The following is an 18,368-nucleotide window of genomic DNA, read 5'->3' on the forward strand; positions in this document are numbered from 1 at the left end:
AGGTAACTTAAAAAATTAGCAATAGACCTCTCTAAGGGGGAGACATAGATGGCGGATTATTTAGTGATTGTAGAATCACCAGCAAAAGCAAAAACAATTGAACGATATTTAGGGAAAAAATATAAAGTAAAGGCGTCTATCGGGCATGTTCGTGATTTACCACGTAGCCAAATGGGCGTTAGTCCTGAAAATAATTATGAACCTAAATATATTACGATTCGTGGTAAAGGGCCTGTTTTACAGGAATTAAAGTCTGCGGCTAAAAAAGTGAAGAAAGTATTTCTAGCGGCCGATCCAGACCGCGAGGGAGAAGCGATTGCTTGGCACCTTGCGACTGCGTTAAATATTGATATTCATTCAGATTGTCGTGTCGTTTTTAATGAAATTACTAAAGATGCGATTGTAGAATCTTTTAAAAGTCCACGTCCTATTAATATGGATTTAGTAGATGCACAGCAAACACGTCGTATATTGGACAGACTTGTTGGTTATAACATTAGTCCGATTCTTTGGAAAAAGGTTAAAAAGGGATTATCAGCAGGACGAGTTCAATCTGTAGCACTACGTATGATTATTGATCGTGAAAATGAAATTAAAAACTTCCAACCGGAAGAATATTGGACAATTGAAGGTTCTTTTGAAAAAGGTAAGAAAACGTTCGATGCGCTTTATTATGGCGATGGCAAAGAAAAAATTAAATTAACAAATGAAGAACAAGTAAAATCTATTTTAAAAAATGTTAAAGGTACAAGTTTTGAAGTTGTCAATGTATCTAAAAAAGAACGTAAACGAAACGCAGCACCTGCTTTTACAACATCTTCATTACAGCAAGAGGCCGCACGTAAGTTAAATTTCCGTGCTAAGAAAACGATGATGCTTGCGCAACAATTATATGAAGGTATTGATGTTGGTAAAAAAGAGGGTACAGTCGGTTTAATCACTTATATGCGTACCGATTCAACACGTATTTCGGATACGGCAAAAACAGAGGCTAATGCCTACATTGAATCCAAATACGGCAAAGAATTCATCTCTACAGAATCGAAGCAGGCTAAAAAAGCATCTAATGCACAAGATGCCCATGAGGCTATTCGTCCAACTAGCACGATGAGAACTCCGGATGAATTAAAAGCGGTGCTTAGTCGTGACCAATTGCGCTTATATCGTTTAATTTGGGAGCGCTTTATCGCGAGTCAGATGGCACCAGCTGTACTTGATACAGTTGCTGTTGATCTTCAAAATGGGGATGTTTTATTCCGTGCAAACGGTTCACAAGTTAAATTTGCTGGCTTTATGAAGTTATATATTGAGGGTACAGATGATCAAACTGAAGAAACAACAAAGCTTCTACCTGAAATGGAAGTTGGCGATCAAGTAAAATCGCTTGAAATTGAGCCGAAGCAACATTTTACACAGCCACCACCACGCTATTCAGAGGCGCGTCTTGTAAAGACAATGGAAGAGTTAGGTATAGGGCGCCCGTCCACTTATGCACCGACCCTCGATACAATTCAGCGCCGTGGTTATGTCGTATTAGATGCAAAACGATTTATGCCGACAGAGCTAGGAGAAATCGTACACCAACTCGTATTAGAGTTTTTCCCTGATATCATAAATATCGAATTCACAGCACAAATGGAGCAAAATTTGGATCATATTGAAGAAGGCGATCGTCAGTGGAAAGAAGTTGTACATGAGTTTTATAAGGATTTTGAGGTCCATGTAAAACATGCAGATGAGGCTATGGAAAAGGTTGTTATTAAAGATGAACCTGCCGGCGAGGATTGTGAGCTTTGTGGATCTCCAATGGTCTTTAAGCTTGGACGATATGGGAAATTTATGGCTTGTTCAAACTTCCCGGATTGCCGCAATACAAAAGCTATTATGAAACCTATTGGCGTAAAATGTCCTTCCTGTGAAACAGGCGAAATTGTAGAACGAAAGAGTAAAACAAAGCGTTTATTCTATGGTTGCAATCAGTACCCAGAGTGTGAATTTGTTTCTTGGGACAAGCCAATTAGTAGACCATGCCCGAAATGTAGTGCATTATTAGTAGAGAAAAAAATTAAAAAAGGTGTGCAAATTCAGTGTACGAAATGTGACTATGAAGAGACACCTACTCAATGATAGAAAGATGGTAAGAACATGACTGAACAAGTAGTAAATGTAATAGGCGCAGGTCTTGCGGGCAGTGAGGCTGCTTGGCAAATTGCTCAACGTGGTGTGAAAGTTAAACTTTATGAAATGCGTCCGGTAAAGCAAACACCAGCTCACCATACTGATAAATTTGCAGAGCTTGTTTGTTCGAATTCACTACGTGCAAATGGATTAACAAATGCAGTAGGTGTGATTAAAGAAGAAATGCGTATTTTAGATTCTGTTATTATGAAGGCAGCAGATGCATGCTCAGTACCAGCAGGCGGTGCATTAGCGGTGGATCGTCATGAATTTGCGGGCTATGTGACAGAATCAGTGAAAAATCATCCTCTTGTTGAAGTAATTCATGAAGAAGTCACTGAAATTCCAGAAGGTATTACTGTAATCGCAACAGGACCACTAACATCGAAAGATTTAGCTGAAAAAATTCAGGGCTTAACAGGTTTAGATTATCTATATTTCTATGATGCAGCAGCACCAATTATTGAAAAAGATAGCATCGATATGGAAAAAGTTTATTTAAAATCTCGTTACGATAAAGGGGAAGCAGCTTATTTAAACTGTCCTATGACAAAGGAAGAATTTGATCGTTTCCGTCAAGCGTTAATCGAAGCAGAGGTTGTGCCATTAAAAGAATTTGAAAAGGAAATTTACTTTGAAGGCTGTATGCCTATCGAAGTAATGGCTGCTCGCGGGGAGAAAACAATGTTATTTGGACCGATGAAGCCAGTAGGTTTAGAAGATCCAAAAACAGGGAAACGACCTTATGCTGTTGTTCAATTACGTCAAGATGATGCAGCAGGAACTCTTTACAATATTGTTGGCTTCCAAACACATTTAAAATGGGGACCACAGAAAGAAGTACTGCAATTAATCCCGGGATTAGAGAATGTTGAAATCGTTCGTTATGGGGTTATGCATAGAAATACGTTCATTAATTCACCAAAGGTTCTAGAGAAAACTTATCAGCTTCGCGAGCGAAAAAATATTTTCTTTGCAGGTCAAATGACAGGTGTCGAAGGATATGTTGAATCTGCTGGTAGTGGATTAATTGCTGGTATAAATGCAGCTCGAGTAGCAATGGGGCAAGAAACAATTATCTTCCCATTCGAAACGGCGTTAGGAAGTATGGCGCGTTATATAACAGAAGCACAATCTAAAAACTTCCAGCCAATGAACGTCAACTTCGGAATTTTCCCTGAACTACCACCAGGCCGTCGTTCAAAACCAGAGCGTGCAGAGATGCATGCAACACGTGCAATAAGCACAATTCGTAATTTTGTGAATTCACAAACAATTTGATTGCAAAAAGCCTCTAAAAGTTGATATACTCTTAGAGGCTTTTTCTTTTTGTAGGTAAAATGCTAATTTACACGTATTTTATTATTTTGTATGGAGATTTTCTCAAAATATAAACATTTCCACTTGCTATATGATGAAGATAGGTATAGTGTCAATATGTATGTTTTCTACTTTTCGATACCCAAAGTGACAAACCTAAAGAGATAAACGAAATTGTACATTCTTTAGGTGTGAGTATTTGGGCGAATTACCAAACATTAGCGATGGCATTGAAACGTATGCTATGTATATATGTTGGTTTCCGTTCCGACTGGATGCCCCTGGGAAAGCGACCAGCCGGAACGGAAACCAACCCCACGTTATGGTAATGAGCCGTAATTTTGAGAAGGTTTATAATAATTCGTTGGTGGTGAATCTTTTAATGTTAGTTTCGTCCCAAGATGCACTTGAGCAGTTTATGCTTTATATCCAAATTGAAAAAAACTTCTCTGTTCATACAGTGCGAGAATATGAATCGGATCTACTAGATTTTTTAGCGTTTTTGCAGGTGGAAGGCGTAAATGATTTAGCTAGTGTTGAGTATATACATGCACGTCTTTATGTAACGAAGTTGTACGATGAAAAGAGAGCAAGATCATCGGTATCAAGGAAAATATCCTCAATACGCTCTTTCTATCGCTTTCTAAATAGACAGTACGGATTAGATGATGGGGCGTTTCGATCACTTTATCATCCGAAAAAAGAATCACGCTTACCTAGTTTTTTCTACGAAGAAGAATTGAAGCAGCTATTTGATGCGAATGTTGGCGATGATTTGAAATCATTAAGAAATACAGCTATATTAGAGCTGTTATATGCAACCGGTATTCGTGTAAGTGAGCTCACCTCTATTCAAGTAGGAGATGTTGATTTTCATTATTCAATTATTAGAGTAATGGGAAAAGGGCGAAAAGAACGTATTATTCCATTCGGGCAATTTGCGAGTTTAGCTATGCAGGATTACATAGAACAAGCTCGTCCACGATTGATGAAAAACACAAGTCATCAGCAATTGTTTGTCAACATGCGCGGTGGGGAACTTACTCCACGAGGTGTACGTCATATTTTAACAGAAATGATTGACAATGCCTCGCTCCATACGAAAATATATCCACATATGCTTCGCCATACTTTTGCCACACATTTATTGAATAATGGCGCAGATTTACGTACGGTGCAGGAGTTATTAGGCCACGCTCATTTAACTTCTACACAAGTTTACACACATGTAACAAAAGAGCATCTTCGTCAAACCTATATGAATGCTCATCCAAGGGCATAATAAGCTAAGGAGGAAGGCAAATGGGACAAATTCATGCGACTACGATATTTGCAGTTCATCATAATGGAGGTTGCGCTATGGCAGGTGATGGTCAAGTAACCCTAGGGAATGCGGTTGTGATGAAGGGTACAGCAAGGAAGGTCAGACGTCTGTTTAATGGGCAGGTGTTAGCCGGATTTGCCGGATCGGTTGCCGATGCTTTTACACTTTTTGAAATGTTTGAAGGAAAGTTAAATGAATACAATGGCAACTTACAACGTGCAGCGGTTGAAGTGGCTAAGCAATGGCGCGGTGATAAAATGCTACGTCAATTAGAGGCCATGCTACTTGTAATGGATAAAAGTACGCTCCTTCTTGTTTCGGGTACAGGAGAAGTAATTGAACCGGATGATGGGGTTTTGGCAATTGGTTCTGGGGGTAATTATGCATTATCAGCAGGTCGTGCTCTGAAAAAATATGCGGGTGATACAATGTCTGCTCGCGAAATTGCAGAAGCGGCATTAGAAACCGCTGCTGAAATCTGTGTGTTTACGAATCATAATATTATCGTGGAGGCGCTTAACTAATGACAAAAAATAATTTAACGCCAAGACAAATTACTGAGCATTTGGATCGTTATATCGTTGGACAAAATGAAGCGAAGCGAGCGGTAGCTATTGCACTTCGTAATCGATATCGTCGCTCATTATTAAGTGATGAGATGAAGGCTGAGGTAATTCCGAAAAATATTTTGATGATTGGACCTACAGGTGTCGGAAAAACAGAAATTGCACGAAGAATTGCAAAACTTACGAATGCACCATTTGTGAAGGTAGAAGCAACAAAGTTTACAGAAGTAGGGTACGTTGGACGCGACGTCGAGTCAATGGTACGTGATGTAGTAGAAGCTTCTCATCGTCTTGTGAAAGAAGAAATGATGGAGTCTGTGAAGGACCAAGCAGAAGAATTAGCAAACGAAGCCATCGTTAAGTTATTAGTTCCTTCCTTACGAAAAAAACAGTCTATGCAAAATCCATTTGAAATGTTATTTGGTGGGAAAGAACAGCAGGCCAATGACGATTCCTCTGAAGAAACTGAAGTACGCTCCAAACGTGCGCAAATCGCTATTGATTTACGTAATGGTAAATTAGAGAATGAATGGGTTACAGTTGAAGTAACTGAACAAAATCATTCTATTTTTGATGCGTTACAAGGAACGGGCATGGATATGTCTGCAAACAATGGCATGCAGGATATGTTATCTAGTTTGATGCCTAAAAAGCAAAAGAAACGCCGTGTACAAGTGAAAGATGCGCGCCGTATTTTAACAATCGAGGAAGCGAATAAGCTGATAGATGCAGATGAAGTTGCCCAAGAAGCTGTTTTAAGAGCTGAACAGTCAGGTATTATTTTTATTGATGAAATTGATAAAATCGCTAGTAAGGATAGTAACTCTTCTGCGAATGTATCACGTGAGGGTGTGCAACGTGATATTCTGCCTATCGTTGAAGGTTCTACTGTAACGACGAAGTACGGTGCTGTAAAAACGGACTTTATGCTGTTCGTTGCTGCTGGAGCGTTTCATATGTCGAAGCCATCAGATCTAATTCCTGAATTGCAAGGTCGATTCCCGATTCGAGTAGAGCTAGAAAAACTAACAAAACAAGATTTTGTGCGTATTTTGAAAGAACCAGACCAATCACTTATTTTGCAATACAAGGCATTATTAGAAACAGAAGGCGTGGAAATAAACTTTACGGAAGACGCGATTGAACGAATTGCAGAAATTGCAACAGAGGTCAATCAAGAGACTGATAATATTGGGGCTCGACGTTTACACACAATTTTAGAACGTTTGTTGGAAGAACTATCCTTTGAAGCTGCAGAAATTGCTCCTGCTAGTATTCCGATCAATGCTGCATATGTAGATAGAAAACTTGCGGGTATAGTAAAAAACAAAGATTTGTCACAGTTTATATTGTAAGAAGGCTGAATGGTTTTTGTTCAGTTGTAAAAAACTTTAGAATATTAAGTAAATACTCTTCGGAATATTTATAGGAGGAACATATAATGAATTTATTAGAAAAAACGCGTAAAATTAACTCGATGCTCCAAGCATCTGCTGGTAAGCCAGTAAACTTTAAAGAAATGGCAGATACATTAGGAGATATTATAGACAGCAATGTTTATATTGTAAGCCGTAAAGGGAAGCTTTTAGGCATTTCAATTCACCAACAAATTGAAAATGAACGTATGAAAAAGATGTTCGAAGAGCGTCAATTCCCAGAAGAATATACACATAGCTTATTTACAATTTCAGAAACTTCTTCAAACTTAGATATCAATGACGAACATACTGCTTTCCCAGTTGAAAACAAAGAGCTATTCCAAAATGCATTAACAACGATTGTTCCGATTGTTGGTGGTGGTGAGCGTCTTGGTACATTAATTCTTGCTCGTTTATCTTCACAATTCGAGGATGATGATTTAATTTTAGCTGAGTATGGTGCAACAGTAGTTGGTATGGAAATTTTACGTGAAAAATCTGAGGAAATTGAAGAGGAAGCTCGTAGCAAAGCTGTTGTACAAATGGCAATTAATTCTCTTTCATACAGTGAGTTAGAGGCAATTGAACATATCTTTGAAGAGCTTGACGGCCACGAAGGCTTACTTGTTGCTTCAAAAATTGCAGACCGAGTTGGTATTACACGTTCAGTAATCGTAAACGCATTACGTAAACTAGAATCTGCAGGTGTAATCGAATCTCGCTCTTTAGGTATGAAAGGTACTTACATTAAAGTACTAAACGATAAATTCTTAAATGCATTAGCTGAAATTAAAATGAAATAATAATAAAACGTTCTTTGGGAACGGTTTAAGGCATCTGGAATGAAGTTTTCCAGATGCCTTTTAATTTCTTTCAGCAAGTGTTTTTTGTAGCGAAAGCGAAGCGGCAGTTACAGAAGTCTCCCACTCCTATAAGAGTTAGGATGAATGTGGATTTAAGTTACTTTTCGGAGGGTGTCCAAACACCCTGCTGAAATAGAGGAACTCAGTCTAAGAACGGCACAACCTGTGGCAACGACTGAGTGACCAACTTCGTGCTGTTGCCGCTGCTGCTTCGCTTTCGAACAGACAAAAACACGTTGCTGTCGCTGCGTTAGCACTACGCTTTCGCGCAAAAAACATTTGTTGGCCCGAGACCCTGTAGCGAAGCGAAGCGGCTCATTGGACGCCCCAGGAAGCTTTACTCTGTGTGAAAGCTAAGCTACAGCAACAAATGTTTTATCTGCGCGAAAGCGAAGCGTCAGCGACAAATGTTTTATCTGCGCGAAAGCGAAGCGTCAGCAACAAATGTTTTCTGTAGCGAAAGCAAAGCGACAGCTACAAAGCATCCAGCAGGAACTGAAATCAACCGCTAGTTTTGCCAAATGAGCCATAATTTATTTAACTTCCTTTCAGCTCGAAGTCTCCCACCTCTATATGTGGCGAGATGAATGCGGTTTTAAGTCACTTTTCAGCAAAAAGTTAAAGCCTCCTTTCCGATTTCGGACGCAATTATGCAGAGGCATAATTGATTTTCACACCTAAATTTCATTAGTAACATGAAAGGCATCTGAAATAATTATGTTTCAGATGCCTTTTCGAACTTTTTCGTAATTCGACAAGGATTCGACGAAATTTTCAGCTGGTTTACAATACTCTAATTAAGTCGAACTATGATATAGTACTAAATAGGGGGGAGGAATCATCTATGTTTTAATCCTTTTCCTCATCTCCATAGGTAAGTTTTTAACCCTCGTAGACGCAATTATCATTGCTTTCTCCCTAAATTAGTTTTTTTGAATGCGAATTACTTTTTGCATAAGTGAAAAAAACAAATACTCCATTGGTTACTTATAAGCCAGTATAGAACTACTATTCTGAATTTTGTGTAATATTACCAACTTGTACTTAAATAGTAAAAAGGAACTCTAATATAGACATTGTGTCTACCGTTATTTTGTTAAAAAAAGGGGGAAATTCAATTCTATAACCGTAAACACTGTCGAAATAGTGTAAATTGACTAGATATATGTCGTGCTCCGTGAAGCCTGTCGTAGTAAGGGGTGCGGAAGTATTGTCCTGGTTATTTGTAAATAAAAATAGGTCGTATTCACTACTAGAAAGTGACAAAAGACAATAGACACTACGTATCATATTAATTACAATTGTGATATTGGATAAAAAATGAAATACATAAATGAGGTGAATGTTTTGGATTTGTTTGGAGGAACTATTAGTAGCCTGGAAAACGGACTTTCCTATGCAACTTTGAATCATAAAACAATCGCTAATAACATTGCGAATGTCGATACGCCGAATTATAAGGCGAAAAATGTAAGTTTTAAGGATATGTTGGAGAAAGAACAACAAATGTCAATTTCGGCATATCGTACTGATAGTAGACATTATGATTTCGAGATTCGACAATCAACACCTGGTGTGAATAATGTTGATGGCTTACGTTATCGAAATAACGGTAATGCCGTGGATATGGATGCTGAACAGGCGAAACTAGCGGAAAATCAAATTTATTACAACGCATTAATTGAACGTATGAACGGTAAGTTAAATACATTAAATACTGTTATTAAAGGAGGTAAGTAATAAATGTCTATTTTTCATGGAATGAATACCACTGCCTCAGCTTTAACAGCACAGCGTTTGCGAATGGATGTCATTTCTTCGAATATGGCAAATACGGATACAACGCGTGCTAGACAAGTGAATGGGGAGTGGGAACCATACCGTAGAAAGTCTGTGACATTTACAGCGCAAGAGGGACAGTTTTCAAAGTACTTTAATGTCGCACTTGGTAAAAACGCAAAAAGTGGCGTTGGTAACGGTGTAAAAGTTACACAAATAAAAGAAGATACAGAAACACCTTTCAAACTTGTGTATGATCCAACTCATCCCGATGCGAATGCAGAGGGCTATGTAAATATGCCGAATGTAGATCCATTAAAAGAAATGGTAGATTTAATGTCAGCCACTCGTTCATACGAGGCAAACGTAACTGTATTGAATGCAAATAAATCCATGCTGACAAAGGCTTTAGAGATTGGAAGATAAATAAGAAGAAAGGAAGATACATAATGACAATTTCGTCCGTTTCACAAATGACACCTACTCAGGTTGTAAATGAAACAAATAAACTTAATACGACACCTTATGAAGCACAACAGAGCTTTGCGAACTCGTTAAAAGAAGCAATATCAAAAGTTAATGATCAACAAATTACTTCTGATAATCTTACTCAAAAGTTAATTAATGGTGGAGATGTAGAGTTGCACGAAGTGATGATTGCATCACAAAAAGCGAGCATTACATTAAATGCAACAATTGAAGTTCGCAATAAGGTGATTGAAGCTTACCAAGAAATAATGCGAATGAGTGTCTAACTTTATTTCAAGTGATGCATTCACTATTGAAGTAAAGAATATATCCTATAATTTAAAGTTTTTTTAATGAATGATTGATGTGGAGGATAGACGATTCCTTAGGGATTACGTTACAGATAATAAACTGGAGCGAGACAGTAGGGAACGAAGGTTAATAGCATCACGTCTTGTGGTGATGCCTTCGTGACCAACATCCGGATTGTCCCAAGTGGCTCATCGGACGCTCCTAGGAAAAAACCTAATCGAAACGGAAATCAAACTGTTATGGTGATGATAATGATTAAATGTTATGGGATATCACTGTTTTCGCGAATTATTAGATGGATAGGTTATTCACTATAACCGGAGGATTCATAATGAATGAACGATTGACGAAAATAAAAAACGACACCAGCCAATTTTGGACAAGTCGCAGTAAAAAACAAAAAATTGTGATGATTGGTTCAGTATTAGGGATTATAGCGCTTGCTACCGTTATTACAATTTTTGCTACAAAAACTACATATGTACCACTTTATAAGGATTTATCGACAAGAGAAATCGGACAAGTGAAGGAAGCACTAGACACTCAAGGTGTAAAGTATGAAATTGAACCAGGTGGGACATCGATTTCAGTACCTGAAGACCAAGTAGATTCATTGTTAGTGCAGTTGGCATCGGAAGGATATCCGCAATCAGGATCGATTGATTACTCTTTTGCAAATAGCTCTGGGTTTGGTATGACAGATAATGAGTTTAATCTATTGAAAAAAGCAGCGACTGAAACAGAAATTGCAAAGCTCATTAAAAATCTAGATGGTGTAAAAGATGCAAAGGTAATGATCAACATTCCGGAAGAGGGAGTTTTCTTAAAGGATGTTAAAGAAGCAGCGACAGCATCTATTGTTTTGAATACTGATCCTGGCTATAAATTTACAGAACAACAAATTGCCACTATGTACAATTTAGTGTCAAAAAGTGTTCCGAATTTAAGTACGGATAATATTGTTATTTCTAACCAATTTTCAGATTACTTTGATCTACATGCAGCGACTACTGATGGAACTTCAACAACGACAGCAGAAGGTCAGTTACAAGCGAAGAAATTGATTGAGCGTGACCTACAACGACAAGTTCAAAGTATGCTAGGTACACTTATGGGACAAGACAAAGTAGTAGTCTCTGTGACAACTGACGTCGATTTCAAAAAAGAAAATCGTGAAGAAAAACTAGTTACGCCGGTTGATGTAGAGAATATGGCAGGAATAGCTATAAGTGCTCAACGTATTTCAGAGCAATACTCTGGTACAGGAGCTGCAGCTACTGGTACACCTGAAGCTGAAACGACGACAGATAACTTCACAACGTATAACGAAGGTGCAAATGGTAATGGGGATTACGAAAAAACTGAAGAGACAATTAATAATGAAGTAAACCGTATAAACAAAGAAATTCAAGAGGCACCATATAAAATTCAAGATATGGGTATCCAAGTAATTGTTGAACCACCGACAGCCACTGACGCGGGAACGTTACCAAATGGGGTCCAAGAGGATATCCAGAAAATTTTAAGTACTATTGTTCGTACGACGATTTCTAAAGATGTTGCAGCTGAACTTACTCAAGATCAAATCGATGAAAAAGTAGCTGTATCAGTGCATCCTTTAAATGGTAAAGCGACAGAGACAGCTAGCGAAAAATCTGTTATTCCATGGTGGGTTTGGGTAATCGGCGGAATATTACTAGCTGTAATATTATTGCTTGCATTCTTCATTATCCGTTCACGTAAACGTGCGCAGGAAGAAGAAGAACTTAGTATCCTAGATGAACAAGAAGAACTAATGATTGAAGATATAAATGAAGAAATTGAAACGGAAGCTACAATGCGTCGTAAGCAGCTTGAAAAAATGGCAAAAGAAAAGCCAGACGATTTTGCGAAGTTACTGCGTAGTTGGATTGCGGAAGACTAACTAGGAGGTTAGGCTGTGTCCAAGAAAGATAAGGAATTAACCGGAAAACAAAAGGCCGCTCTCTTGTTAATTTCATTAGGGCCTGAGGTTTCAGCTTCTGTCTATAAACACTTAACAGAAGAAGAAATTGAACGTTTAACATTAGAGATTTCAAGCGTGAAAAAAGTAGAAGCAAATGTTAAAGAGGAAATTATTGAAGAATTCCACAATATTGCACTTGCTCAAGATTATATTACACAGGGTGGTATTGGTTACGCGAAGACAGTATTGGAAAAAGCACTTGGTGTAGAACAGGCGCAAACAATTATTAATCGTCTAACATCTTCTTTACAAGTGCGTCCATTCGACTTTGCACGTAGAGCTGATCCATCACAAATTTTTAACTTTATTCAAAATGAACATCCACAAACAATTGCCCTTATTCTCTCTTATTTAGAGGCAGGGCAAGCGGGTGTTATTTTATCTTCATTACCACAAGAAGTACAAGCTGATATTGCTAAACGTATAGCCGTAATGGAATCAACTTCACCAGAAGTTATTAGTGAAATTGAATCTGTTTTAGAGCGTAAATTATCATCAACTGTTACACAGGATTACACGGAAACGGGTGGCATTGACGCAGTTGTTGAAGTGTTAAATGGTGTAGACCGACAAACGGAAAAAACGATTCTCGATGCACTCGAAATCCAAGATCCAGAGCTTGCAGAAGAAATCAAAAAACGTATGTTTGTATTCGAGGATATTGTTACGCTCGACAACCGCTCAATTCAACGTGTTATTCGTGATTGTGAAAATGAAGACTTACTGCTTTCAATGAAAGTTTCAAGTGAAGAAGTAAAAGATATTATTTTCCGCAATATGTCACAACGTATGGCTGAGACATTTAAAGAAGAAATGGAAATTATGGGACCTGTACGTTTGCGTGATGTAGAAGAAGCGCAATCTCGAATTGTTGCGGTTATTCGTCGCTTAGAGGATGCTGGTGAGATTATTATTGCACGTGGTGGAGGAGATGACGTCATTGTCTAGAATCATCCGTTCTGTATACACACAGTCCAATGGCGATCATGTCAAAAAGATTCAAATTCGTGACATGTTTGAGATGCAAGATATAGTAGATGGAGAAATTCTACCTCAAAAACAAATTACTATTGAAGAAGTACTAGAAGAGCGCGAACGTTTGCTTGCAGAGGCTAGAGCTATTTTACAGGCTGAACGTGAGGCTTTTGAAGAAGAAAAGCAAATGTTCTTTCAAGAAATAGAACATTTAAAGCAAGGTTGGGAAGAAGAACGACCTAATCGAGTGCAAGAAGCTTATGATGAAGGATTTGGTCAAGGCTATGAGGATGGGATGAACAAAGCTAATGAAGCGATGGCACAATCTCTTCAAACGGCCAATGAAATAATCATTCATGCGAGGGAAAATGCTCGAAAATATATTGAAGATCAGGAATCCGTTATTTTAGAGCTAGGCTTAACTGCTGCAGAACGAATAATTGATGCATCTTTAGAGCGAGATAACGAATTATTTGTTTCGATTGTTCGTAGAGGACTTAAAGAAGCGAGAGAAATGAAAGAAATAAAAATTTACGTTTCGCCTACCTACTACGCTTTAATTACTGCTAATCGTGATGAACTAGCTGAAATGTTCCCAACTGACGTACCGTTTATGATTTTTGTAAATGAGGAGTTAGAAAATGAAACAGATTGTTTTATTGAAACAAATCATGGCCGTATCGTTGTAAGTATTGATGAGCAATTGAACGAACTAAGATTGAAGCTACATGAAATATTAGAAAGTAAGGAATGATCTAGATGAAAACGGCTCAATTAATCGAACAAATTCCTCAAATACCAACCTTTAAAAAATTTGGTAGAGTAACTAGAGTTGTCGGCTTGATGATTGAGTCACAAGGTCCAGATAGTTCCATTGGTGATGTCTGTAAAATTCATGTGGAAACTTCTAAAAACGGCCATCAAATCATCTTAGCAGAGGTTGTAGGCTTCAAAGATGAAATTGTCGTCTTAATGCCTTTTACTTCTCTTAGAGAAATATCAATTGGCTGCCTAGTCGAAGGGACAGGGGCGCCACTTGAGGTAAAAGTGGGCCCTGAGCTAATCGGTAAAGTACTTGATTCTATGGGAAATCCAATAGATGGAACTGTATTACCGAAAGGATTAATGACAGTTCCGACAGAGCAGGACCCACCCAATCCACTAACGCGCCCACCTATTAATGAAAGACTTGAAGTAGGTGTTAAAGCAATTGATGGCATGCTAACAGTGGGGAATGGACAACGTGTTGGTATTTTCGCTGGTTCTGGGGTCGGGAAAAGTACATTGCTCGGTATGATTGCTCGAAATACCCAAGCGGATTTAAACGTAATCGCGCTAATTGGAGAACGTGGTCGTGAGGTACGTGAGTTTATAGAACGTGATTTAGGACCAGAGGGTTTAAGTCGATCAATAGTAGTAGCTGCTACTTCTGATCAGCCTGCACTAATGCGAATTAAAGGGGCCTTTACCGCAACAGCAATTGCCGAATATTTTAGAAATCGCGGCTTAAATGTCATGTTGATGATGGATTCTGTGACTCGTATTGCTATGGCGCAACGTGAAATCGGTCTTGCGACAGGTGAACCACCAGCTCAAAAAGGATATACACCATCTGTATTTGCAATTTTACCTAAACTATTAGAACGCACAGGTACTAATGAGAAAGGCTCTATTACTGCCTTTTATACAGTGTTAGTAGATGGTGATGATATGAATGAGCCAATAGCAGATACGGTGCGAGGGATTTTAGATGGACATATAGTCCTTGATCGAAACCTTGCCAATAAAGGTCAATATCCAGCTATTAATGTATTAAAAAGTGTCAGCCGTTTGATGAATCATGTGGCAGAGCCAGAGCACAAAAAGGCTGCAGAACGATTAAGAGAGCTCTATTATACATATGACAAGTCAGAGGATTTAATTAATATCGGTGCCTATAAGACAGGAACATCGAAGGAAATTGATGAAGCCATTTACTATGAACCTCTCATTACCGCTTATTTAAAGCAGGGCTATTTAGATAAGGTAACCCTTGAGGAAAGTAAGAATGAATTAATTTCATTATCGAACGGTGGTGGAAAATAGGATGGTAAGCTATATATATCGTTTTGAAAAAGTGTTAACCATTCGAGAGCAGGAAAAAAATGAAACAGAAATTGCCTATAAAGAATCTGTACGTTCTTTTGAAGAAATAGCAACTAAGCTATTTGAGTTGTTAAAAAAGAAAGAAGATTTAATAGAGTTTCAGCAGGAACGTTTAGCTGTAGGTTCATCAATAGAGGAAGTTCATCACTATGCACGATTTATTGATAGCCTCGAAAAAACAATTGCTGATGTACAGCAGAAAGTGGTTCAAGCTCGTGCAAAAATGAATTGGCACGAAGAAAAATTATTAGAAAAAAACTTGGAAGTACGTAAATTTGAAAAAATGCGAGAAAAAGATTTTAAAGTATTTCAGCAGGAACAGGATCGTATCGAAAGCATTTTTTTAGATGAGATTTCATCACTTACATATAACAAGAGAGAAATCAGGTGATTTCATGGCAAAAACAGACAATCGACTTAAAGCAGAATTAGAAGAACAACTGCCTAAACGTAAATCAGGTGGCCTTCGTAAGTTTTTTACTTGGTTTGTAATACCTATCATGTTTGTAGCGGCAGTACTACTTGTTGTTGCAACCCTTATGAATACGAATGTCTTTGATTTAGGGAAGAAGGCAGTTCAAAGCTTACCATTCGTTCCTTCAGAAGAACAACAAGCAAAAGAAGCTGTAGTTAATAATGATTCAAAGGTTGTAAATTTACAGGCCGAAATAAAAGAAAAAGAAGCAGAAATCGTACAGCTTCAAAAGAAGATGGATACGGCAACAACTGAAAAAGAAAAGATAACGACAGAAAATGAACAGCTAAAATTTGAAGTTGAAAAATTAAATAGGGAGCAAAGTGACGTAAAGCGTGACTTTAATGATATTTTAAAAACATTTGATAAAATGTCCCCTAAAGCAGCAGCGCCAGTTCTTATTAAAATGAGCGATACTGAAGCTCTTCGTATTTTAACAAACTTAAAACCAGATAAATTGGCTGCAATTTTAGAAAAAATGGATCCACAAGATGCAGCAAAATATACAGAAATGATGGCTAAACAATAAGGAAATCTGAAAGGAGGTGAAAAAATGGATGTGGCAATGATGCAAATGATGTCTAAGACTAAAACAGCGGCTACAAAACCTTCAACATCAGGCGCTTCAAATGTTAAAGAAAATGGAACGTTGAACAAAGCAAATTCGGCTACATTTGGTTTTGTTTTTGGAAAAGTTATTTCATCTTCAAATCAAACAAAGCAGCCTACACAGTCAACAGACGCAAAAGATACCTCTGATTTAGAAGCAGTCTTAAATGCTGATTCTATAGAAGACGTACTAGATGTACTAGGTATTCCACACGACGATGGCTTGTTAATGCTTCAAATTGGTGATGAAGGCAAAGCTGTTGCAATAGATGAAATGTTAAATCTTGATAACCTAATGGATGCATTGGGGATTGATACCGAGCAACTTCAACAATTAGTACAACAGTTGCTAGGAGAAGATAAAGAAGCAAAAGATGTATGGGAGCTTTTAGCAATAGTAGACGCTCAGGCACCAATGCTTCAAACGCAAATCGTAGCAGCTTTACAAGGCGAAGGGCAAGTGACTCCAAAGGAAGCAGCGCCATTACTTCAAGTGTTAAAGTTAGCACAATTAGTTGGGCAAAAAACGGACTTAATAGCATCACAAGAAAACTTACTAACTGACATAAAAAGTCTTTTGACAACGATTCAAACACAAGTAGAAACAACTCTATCTGAACAGCAAGTAACAACTAAAACAACAGTAACGCTTCCGTTGCAAGGCTTCCAGAAAGTAGTTCAACAAGTTCAGGTTACAAAGCAGACAGACACAAGTGCTAATGAAATGGTGACTTCTAATACAGTCCAAACAAAAGCAGACACGTTCCAAGTGACACTGCCAGCTGCAAAACCAGCGCAGTCTGAGGCATTTTTGAAAGAGATGCAAGCAATCATCAATAGAGCCCAAATCTCGAATGCACAAGGTATTACACGCTTATCTTTGAAATTGTATCCGGAAAATCTAGGAACAATACGTATCGAGCTTGTGCAAAATGACGGTGTCCTCACAGCCCGTCTATTAGCTTCAACAGCTCATGGACGTGAATTACTTGATAGTCAGGCACATCAATTAAAGCAAGCCTTTGTACAGCAAAATATTCAAGTTGATCGACTCGATATTGCTCAATCATTGCAAGACGCAGATCGCCAACAACGCGACCAAAGCTTCTTCAATAATTTCTTCAAGCAACAACAGCAAGAAGAGCAAGAGCAAAAAAGCGACGAGGACGATGAAGGTAAATCATTTAGTGACTATTTAATAAATGAGGAGGTGTAAAGATGGCAGATGCAACGACTAATACAAAACCAGTAAATACAAAACCAGTAAATACAAATGTAACGGATGAACTTTATTATTCCAATTATAAGAAGCCAACGAAGCAGACGGGTAATAGTGATCTTGGAAAGGATGCTTTCTTAAAATTATTAATTACTCAACTACAACACCAAGATCCAACAAATCCAATGGACGACCGAGAATTCATTTCTCAAATGGCACAATTCTCTTCTTTAGAACAAATGCAAAATATGACAAAAGCGGTGGAATCATTACTTGCCTCACAGCAGCAAACACAGCTTATGAATTATACATCATTTGTTGGTAAGGAAGTAAAATGGCATGAGCTAACAGATAAGCTAGATGAAAAAGGCAAACCTGTTATTAATGAAGGAACAGGCACAATTAAATCTGTGAAGTTTGTAGACGGTGATGCGGTGTTTGTACTAGCTGATGGTAAGGAATTAACTCCTGGTAATATTTCAGCTATTTTAGGCGGTTCGAGTGATAATGTAGTAACAGAATCAGAATCTCCACTTGTACAAGCAAGCAAACTAATTGGTAAAAATGTTACGTATATGGACGGCGAGAAAGAATTACAAGGACGTATCGTTTCTGTAACAACTAAAGATGGCGTAACTCATTATGTCTTAGACAATGACAAAAAATTAACAGATAAAGATTTTACCGTAATAAGCGAATAAAGGTGGAGAAA

General features: G+C 38.0%; 17 protein-coding genes. All 17 read left to right on the forward strand.

Going from position 1 to position 18,368, the window contains the following annotated elements; translation table 11 throughout:
• The first annotated feature begins 48 nt into the window (after nt 1-48).
• The 17 genes from topA to flgD all read left to right on the forward strand — a co-directional run bounded on the left by topA (nt 49) and on the right by flgD (nt 18,357).
• Nucleotides 49-2,127 carry a type I DNA topoisomerase gene (topA, locus tag ACZ11_RS20755; RefSeq protein ID WP_049668429.1) on the forward strand — a complete coding sequence of 693 codons (2,079 nt, stop codon included), beginning with the start codon at nt 49-51 and terminating at the stop codon, nt 2,125-2,127.
• Nucleotides 2,128-2,145: 18 nt separating this feature from the next.
• Nucleotides 2,146-3,459, forward strand: a complete 1,314-nt coding sequence (trmFO, locus tag ACZ11_RS20760; protein WP_049668430.1) for an FADH(2)-oxidizing methylenetetrahydrofolate--tRNA-(uracil(54)-C(5))-methyltransferase TrmFO — start codon at nt 2,146-2,148, stop codon at nt 3,457-3,459.
• 421 nt (nt 3,460-3,880) lie between these two features.
• The gene (gene xerC / locus ACZ11_RS20765; protein WP_049668431.1) at nt 3,881-4,780 is read left to right on the forward strand and encodes a tyrosine recombinase XerC; all 900 of its coding nucleotides are present in this window, start codon (nt 3,881-3,883) and stop codon (nt 4,778-4,780) included.
• 20 nt (nt 4,781-4,800) lie between these two features.
• Nucleotides 4,801-5,346, forward strand: coding sequence for an ATP-dependent protease subunit HslV (gene hslV / locus ACZ11_RS20770; protein WP_049668432.1), 546 nt, complete (start codon nt 4,801-4,803; stop codon nt 5,344-5,346).
• On the forward strand, nt 5,346-6,743 hold the full coding sequence (gene hslU / locus ACZ11_RS20775; RefSeq protein WP_049668433.1) for an ATP-dependent protease ATPase subunit HslU: 1,398 nt from the start codon (nt 5,346-5,348) through the stop codon (nt 6,741-6,743). Before hslV ends, hslU begins: the two co-directional genes overlap by 1 nt.
• A gap of 86 nt (nt 6,744-6,829) precedes the next feature.
• Nucleotides 6,830-7,609: a GTP-sensing pleiotropic transcriptional regulator CodY gene (gene codY / locus ACZ11_RS20780; RefSeq protein ID WP_049668434.1), complete on the forward strand. Its 780-nt coding sequence runs from the start codon at nt 6,830-6,832 to the stop codon at nt 7,607-7,609.
• Nucleotides 7,610-9,016: 1,407 nt separating this feature from the next.
• Nucleotides 9,017-9,409, forward strand: a complete 393-nt coding sequence (gene flgB, locus ACZ11_RS20785; RefSeq protein WP_049668435.1) for a flagellar basal body rod protein FlgB — start codon at nt 9,017-9,019, stop codon at nt 9,407-9,409.
• A 3-nt stretch (nt 9,410-9,412) separates the two neighbouring features.
• Nucleotides 9,413-9,874, forward strand: a complete 462-nt coding sequence (flgC, locus tag ACZ11_RS20790) for a flagellar basal body rod protein FlgC (protein WP_049668436.1) — start codon at nt 9,413-9,415, stop codon at nt 9,872-9,874.
• A 23-nt stretch (nt 9,875-9,897) separates the two neighbouring features.
• The gene (gene fliE, locus ACZ11_RS20795) at nt 9,898-10,203 is read left to right on the forward strand and encodes a flagellar hook-basal body complex protein FliE (RefSeq protein ID WP_049668437.1); all 306 of its coding nucleotides are present in this window, start codon (nt 9,898-9,900) and stop codon (nt 10,201-10,203) included.
• 356 nt (nt 10,204-10,559) lie between these two features.
• Entirely contained in the window at nt 10,560-12,152 is a 1,593-nt protein-coding gene (fliF, locus tag ACZ11_RS20800) for a flagellar basal-body MS-ring/collar protein FliF (protein WP_049668438.1), read from the forward strand.
• A 15-nt stretch (nt 12,153-12,167) separates the two neighbouring features.
• Complete coding sequence (gene fliG / locus ACZ11_RS20805; protein ID WP_049668439.1) at nt 12,168-13,181, forward strand: flagellar motor switch protein FliG; 1,014 nt, start codon at nt 12,168-12,170, stop codon at nt 13,179-13,181.
• Nucleotides 13,174-13,962, forward strand: a complete 789-nt coding sequence (fliH, locus tag ACZ11_RS20810) for a flagellar assembly protein FliH (RefSeq protein WP_049668440.1) — start codon at nt 13,174-13,176, stop codon at nt 13,960-13,962. The genes fliG and fliH overlap by 8 nt, the downstream gene beginning before the upstream one ends.
• Nucleotides 13,963-13,967: 5 nt before the next feature.
• On the forward strand, nt 13,968-15,293 hold the full coding sequence (gene fliI, locus ACZ11_RS20815; RefSeq protein WP_049668441.1) for a flagellar protein export ATPase FliI: 1,326 nt from the start codon (nt 13,968-13,970) through the stop codon (nt 15,291-15,293).
• 1 nt (nt 15,294) lies between these two features.
• Nucleotides 15,295-15,744 carry a flagellar export protein FliJ gene (fliJ, locus tag ACZ11_RS20820; protein WP_049668442.1) on the forward strand — a complete coding sequence of 150 codons (450 nt, stop codon included), beginning with the start codon at nt 15,295-15,297 and terminating at the stop codon, nt 15,742-15,744.
• A 4-nt stretch (nt 15,745-15,748) separates the two neighbouring features.
• Nucleotides 15,749-16,357 carry a MotE family protein gene (locus ACZ11_RS20825; RefSeq protein ID WP_049668443.1) on the forward strand — a complete coding sequence of 203 codons (609 nt, stop codon included), beginning with the start codon at nt 15,749-15,751 and terminating at the stop codon, nt 16,355-16,357.
• 24 nt (nt 16,358-16,381) lie between these two features.
• Nucleotides 16,382-17,653: a flagellar hook-length control protein FliK gene (locus tag ACZ11_RS20830; protein ID WP_049668444.1), complete on the forward strand. Its 1,272-nt coding sequence runs from the start codon at nt 16,382-16,384 to the stop codon at nt 17,651-17,653.
• 2 nt (nt 17,654-17,655) lie between these two features.
• The gene (flgD, locus tag ACZ11_RS20835) at nt 17,656-18,357 is read left to right on the forward strand and encodes a flagellar hook assembly protein FlgD (protein WP_049668445.1); all 702 of its coding nucleotides are present in this window, start codon (nt 17,656-17,658) and stop codon (nt 18,355-18,357) included.
• The last annotated feature ends 11 nt before the right edge of the window (nt 18,358-18,368 follow it).

Source organism: Lysinibacillus xylanilyticus, from assembly GCF_001183605.1.
In the GTDB taxonomy this organism is placed as follows: Bacteria; Bacillota; Bacilli; order Bacillales_A; family Planococcaceae; genus Lysinibacillus; species Lysinibacillus xylanilyticus.

Coding starts and splice junctions, on each gene's coding strand:
- topA (WP_049668429.1), top strand. CDS start 49: ATGGCGGATTATTTAGTGATTGTAGAATCACCAGCAAAAGCAAAAACA.
- trmFO (WP_049668430.1), top strand. CDS start 2,146: ATGACTGAACAAGTAGTAAATGTAATAGGCGCAGGTCTTGCGGGCAGT.
- xerC (WP_049668431.1), top strand. CDS start 3,881: ATGTTAGTTTCGTCCCAAGATGCACTTGAGCAGTTTATGCTTTATATC.
- hslV (WP_049668432.1), top strand. CDS start 4,801: ATGGGACAAATTCATGCGACTACGATATTTGCAGTTCATCATAATGGA.
- hslU (WP_049668433.1), top strand. CDS start 5,346: ATGACAAAAAATAATTTAACGCCAAGACAAATTACTGAGCATTTGGAT.
- codY (WP_049668434.1), top strand. CDS start 6,830: ATGAATTTATTAGAAAAAACGCGTAAAATTAACTCGATGCTCCAAGCA.
- flgC (WP_049668436.1), top strand. CDS start 9,413: ATGTCTATTTTTCATGGAATGAATACCACTGCCTCAGCTTTAACAGCA.
- fliE (WP_049668437.1), top strand. CDS start 9,898: ATGACAATTTCGTCCGTTTCACAAATGACACCTACTCAGGTTGTAAAT.
- fliF (WP_049668438.1), top strand. CDS start 10,560: ATGAATGAACGATTGACGAAAATAAAAAACGACACCAGCCAATTTTGG.
- fliI (WP_049668441.1), top strand. CDS start 13,968: ATGAAAACGGCTCAATTAATCGAACAAATTCCTCAAATACCAACCTTT.
- fliJ (WP_049668442.1), top strand. CDS start 15,295: ATGGTAAGCTATATATATCGTTTTGAAAAAGTGTTAACCATTCGAGAG.
- ACZ11_RS20825 (WP_049668443.1), top strand. CDS start 15,749: ATGGCAAAAACAGACAATCGACTTAAAGCAGAATTAGAAGAACAACTG.
- ACZ11_RS20830 (WP_049668444.1), top strand. CDS start 16,382: ATGGATGTGGCAATGATGCAAATGATGTCTAAGACTAAAACAGCGGCT.
- flgD (WP_049668445.1), top strand. CDS start 17,656: ATGGCAGATGCAACGACTAATACAAAACCAGTAAATACAAAACCAGTA.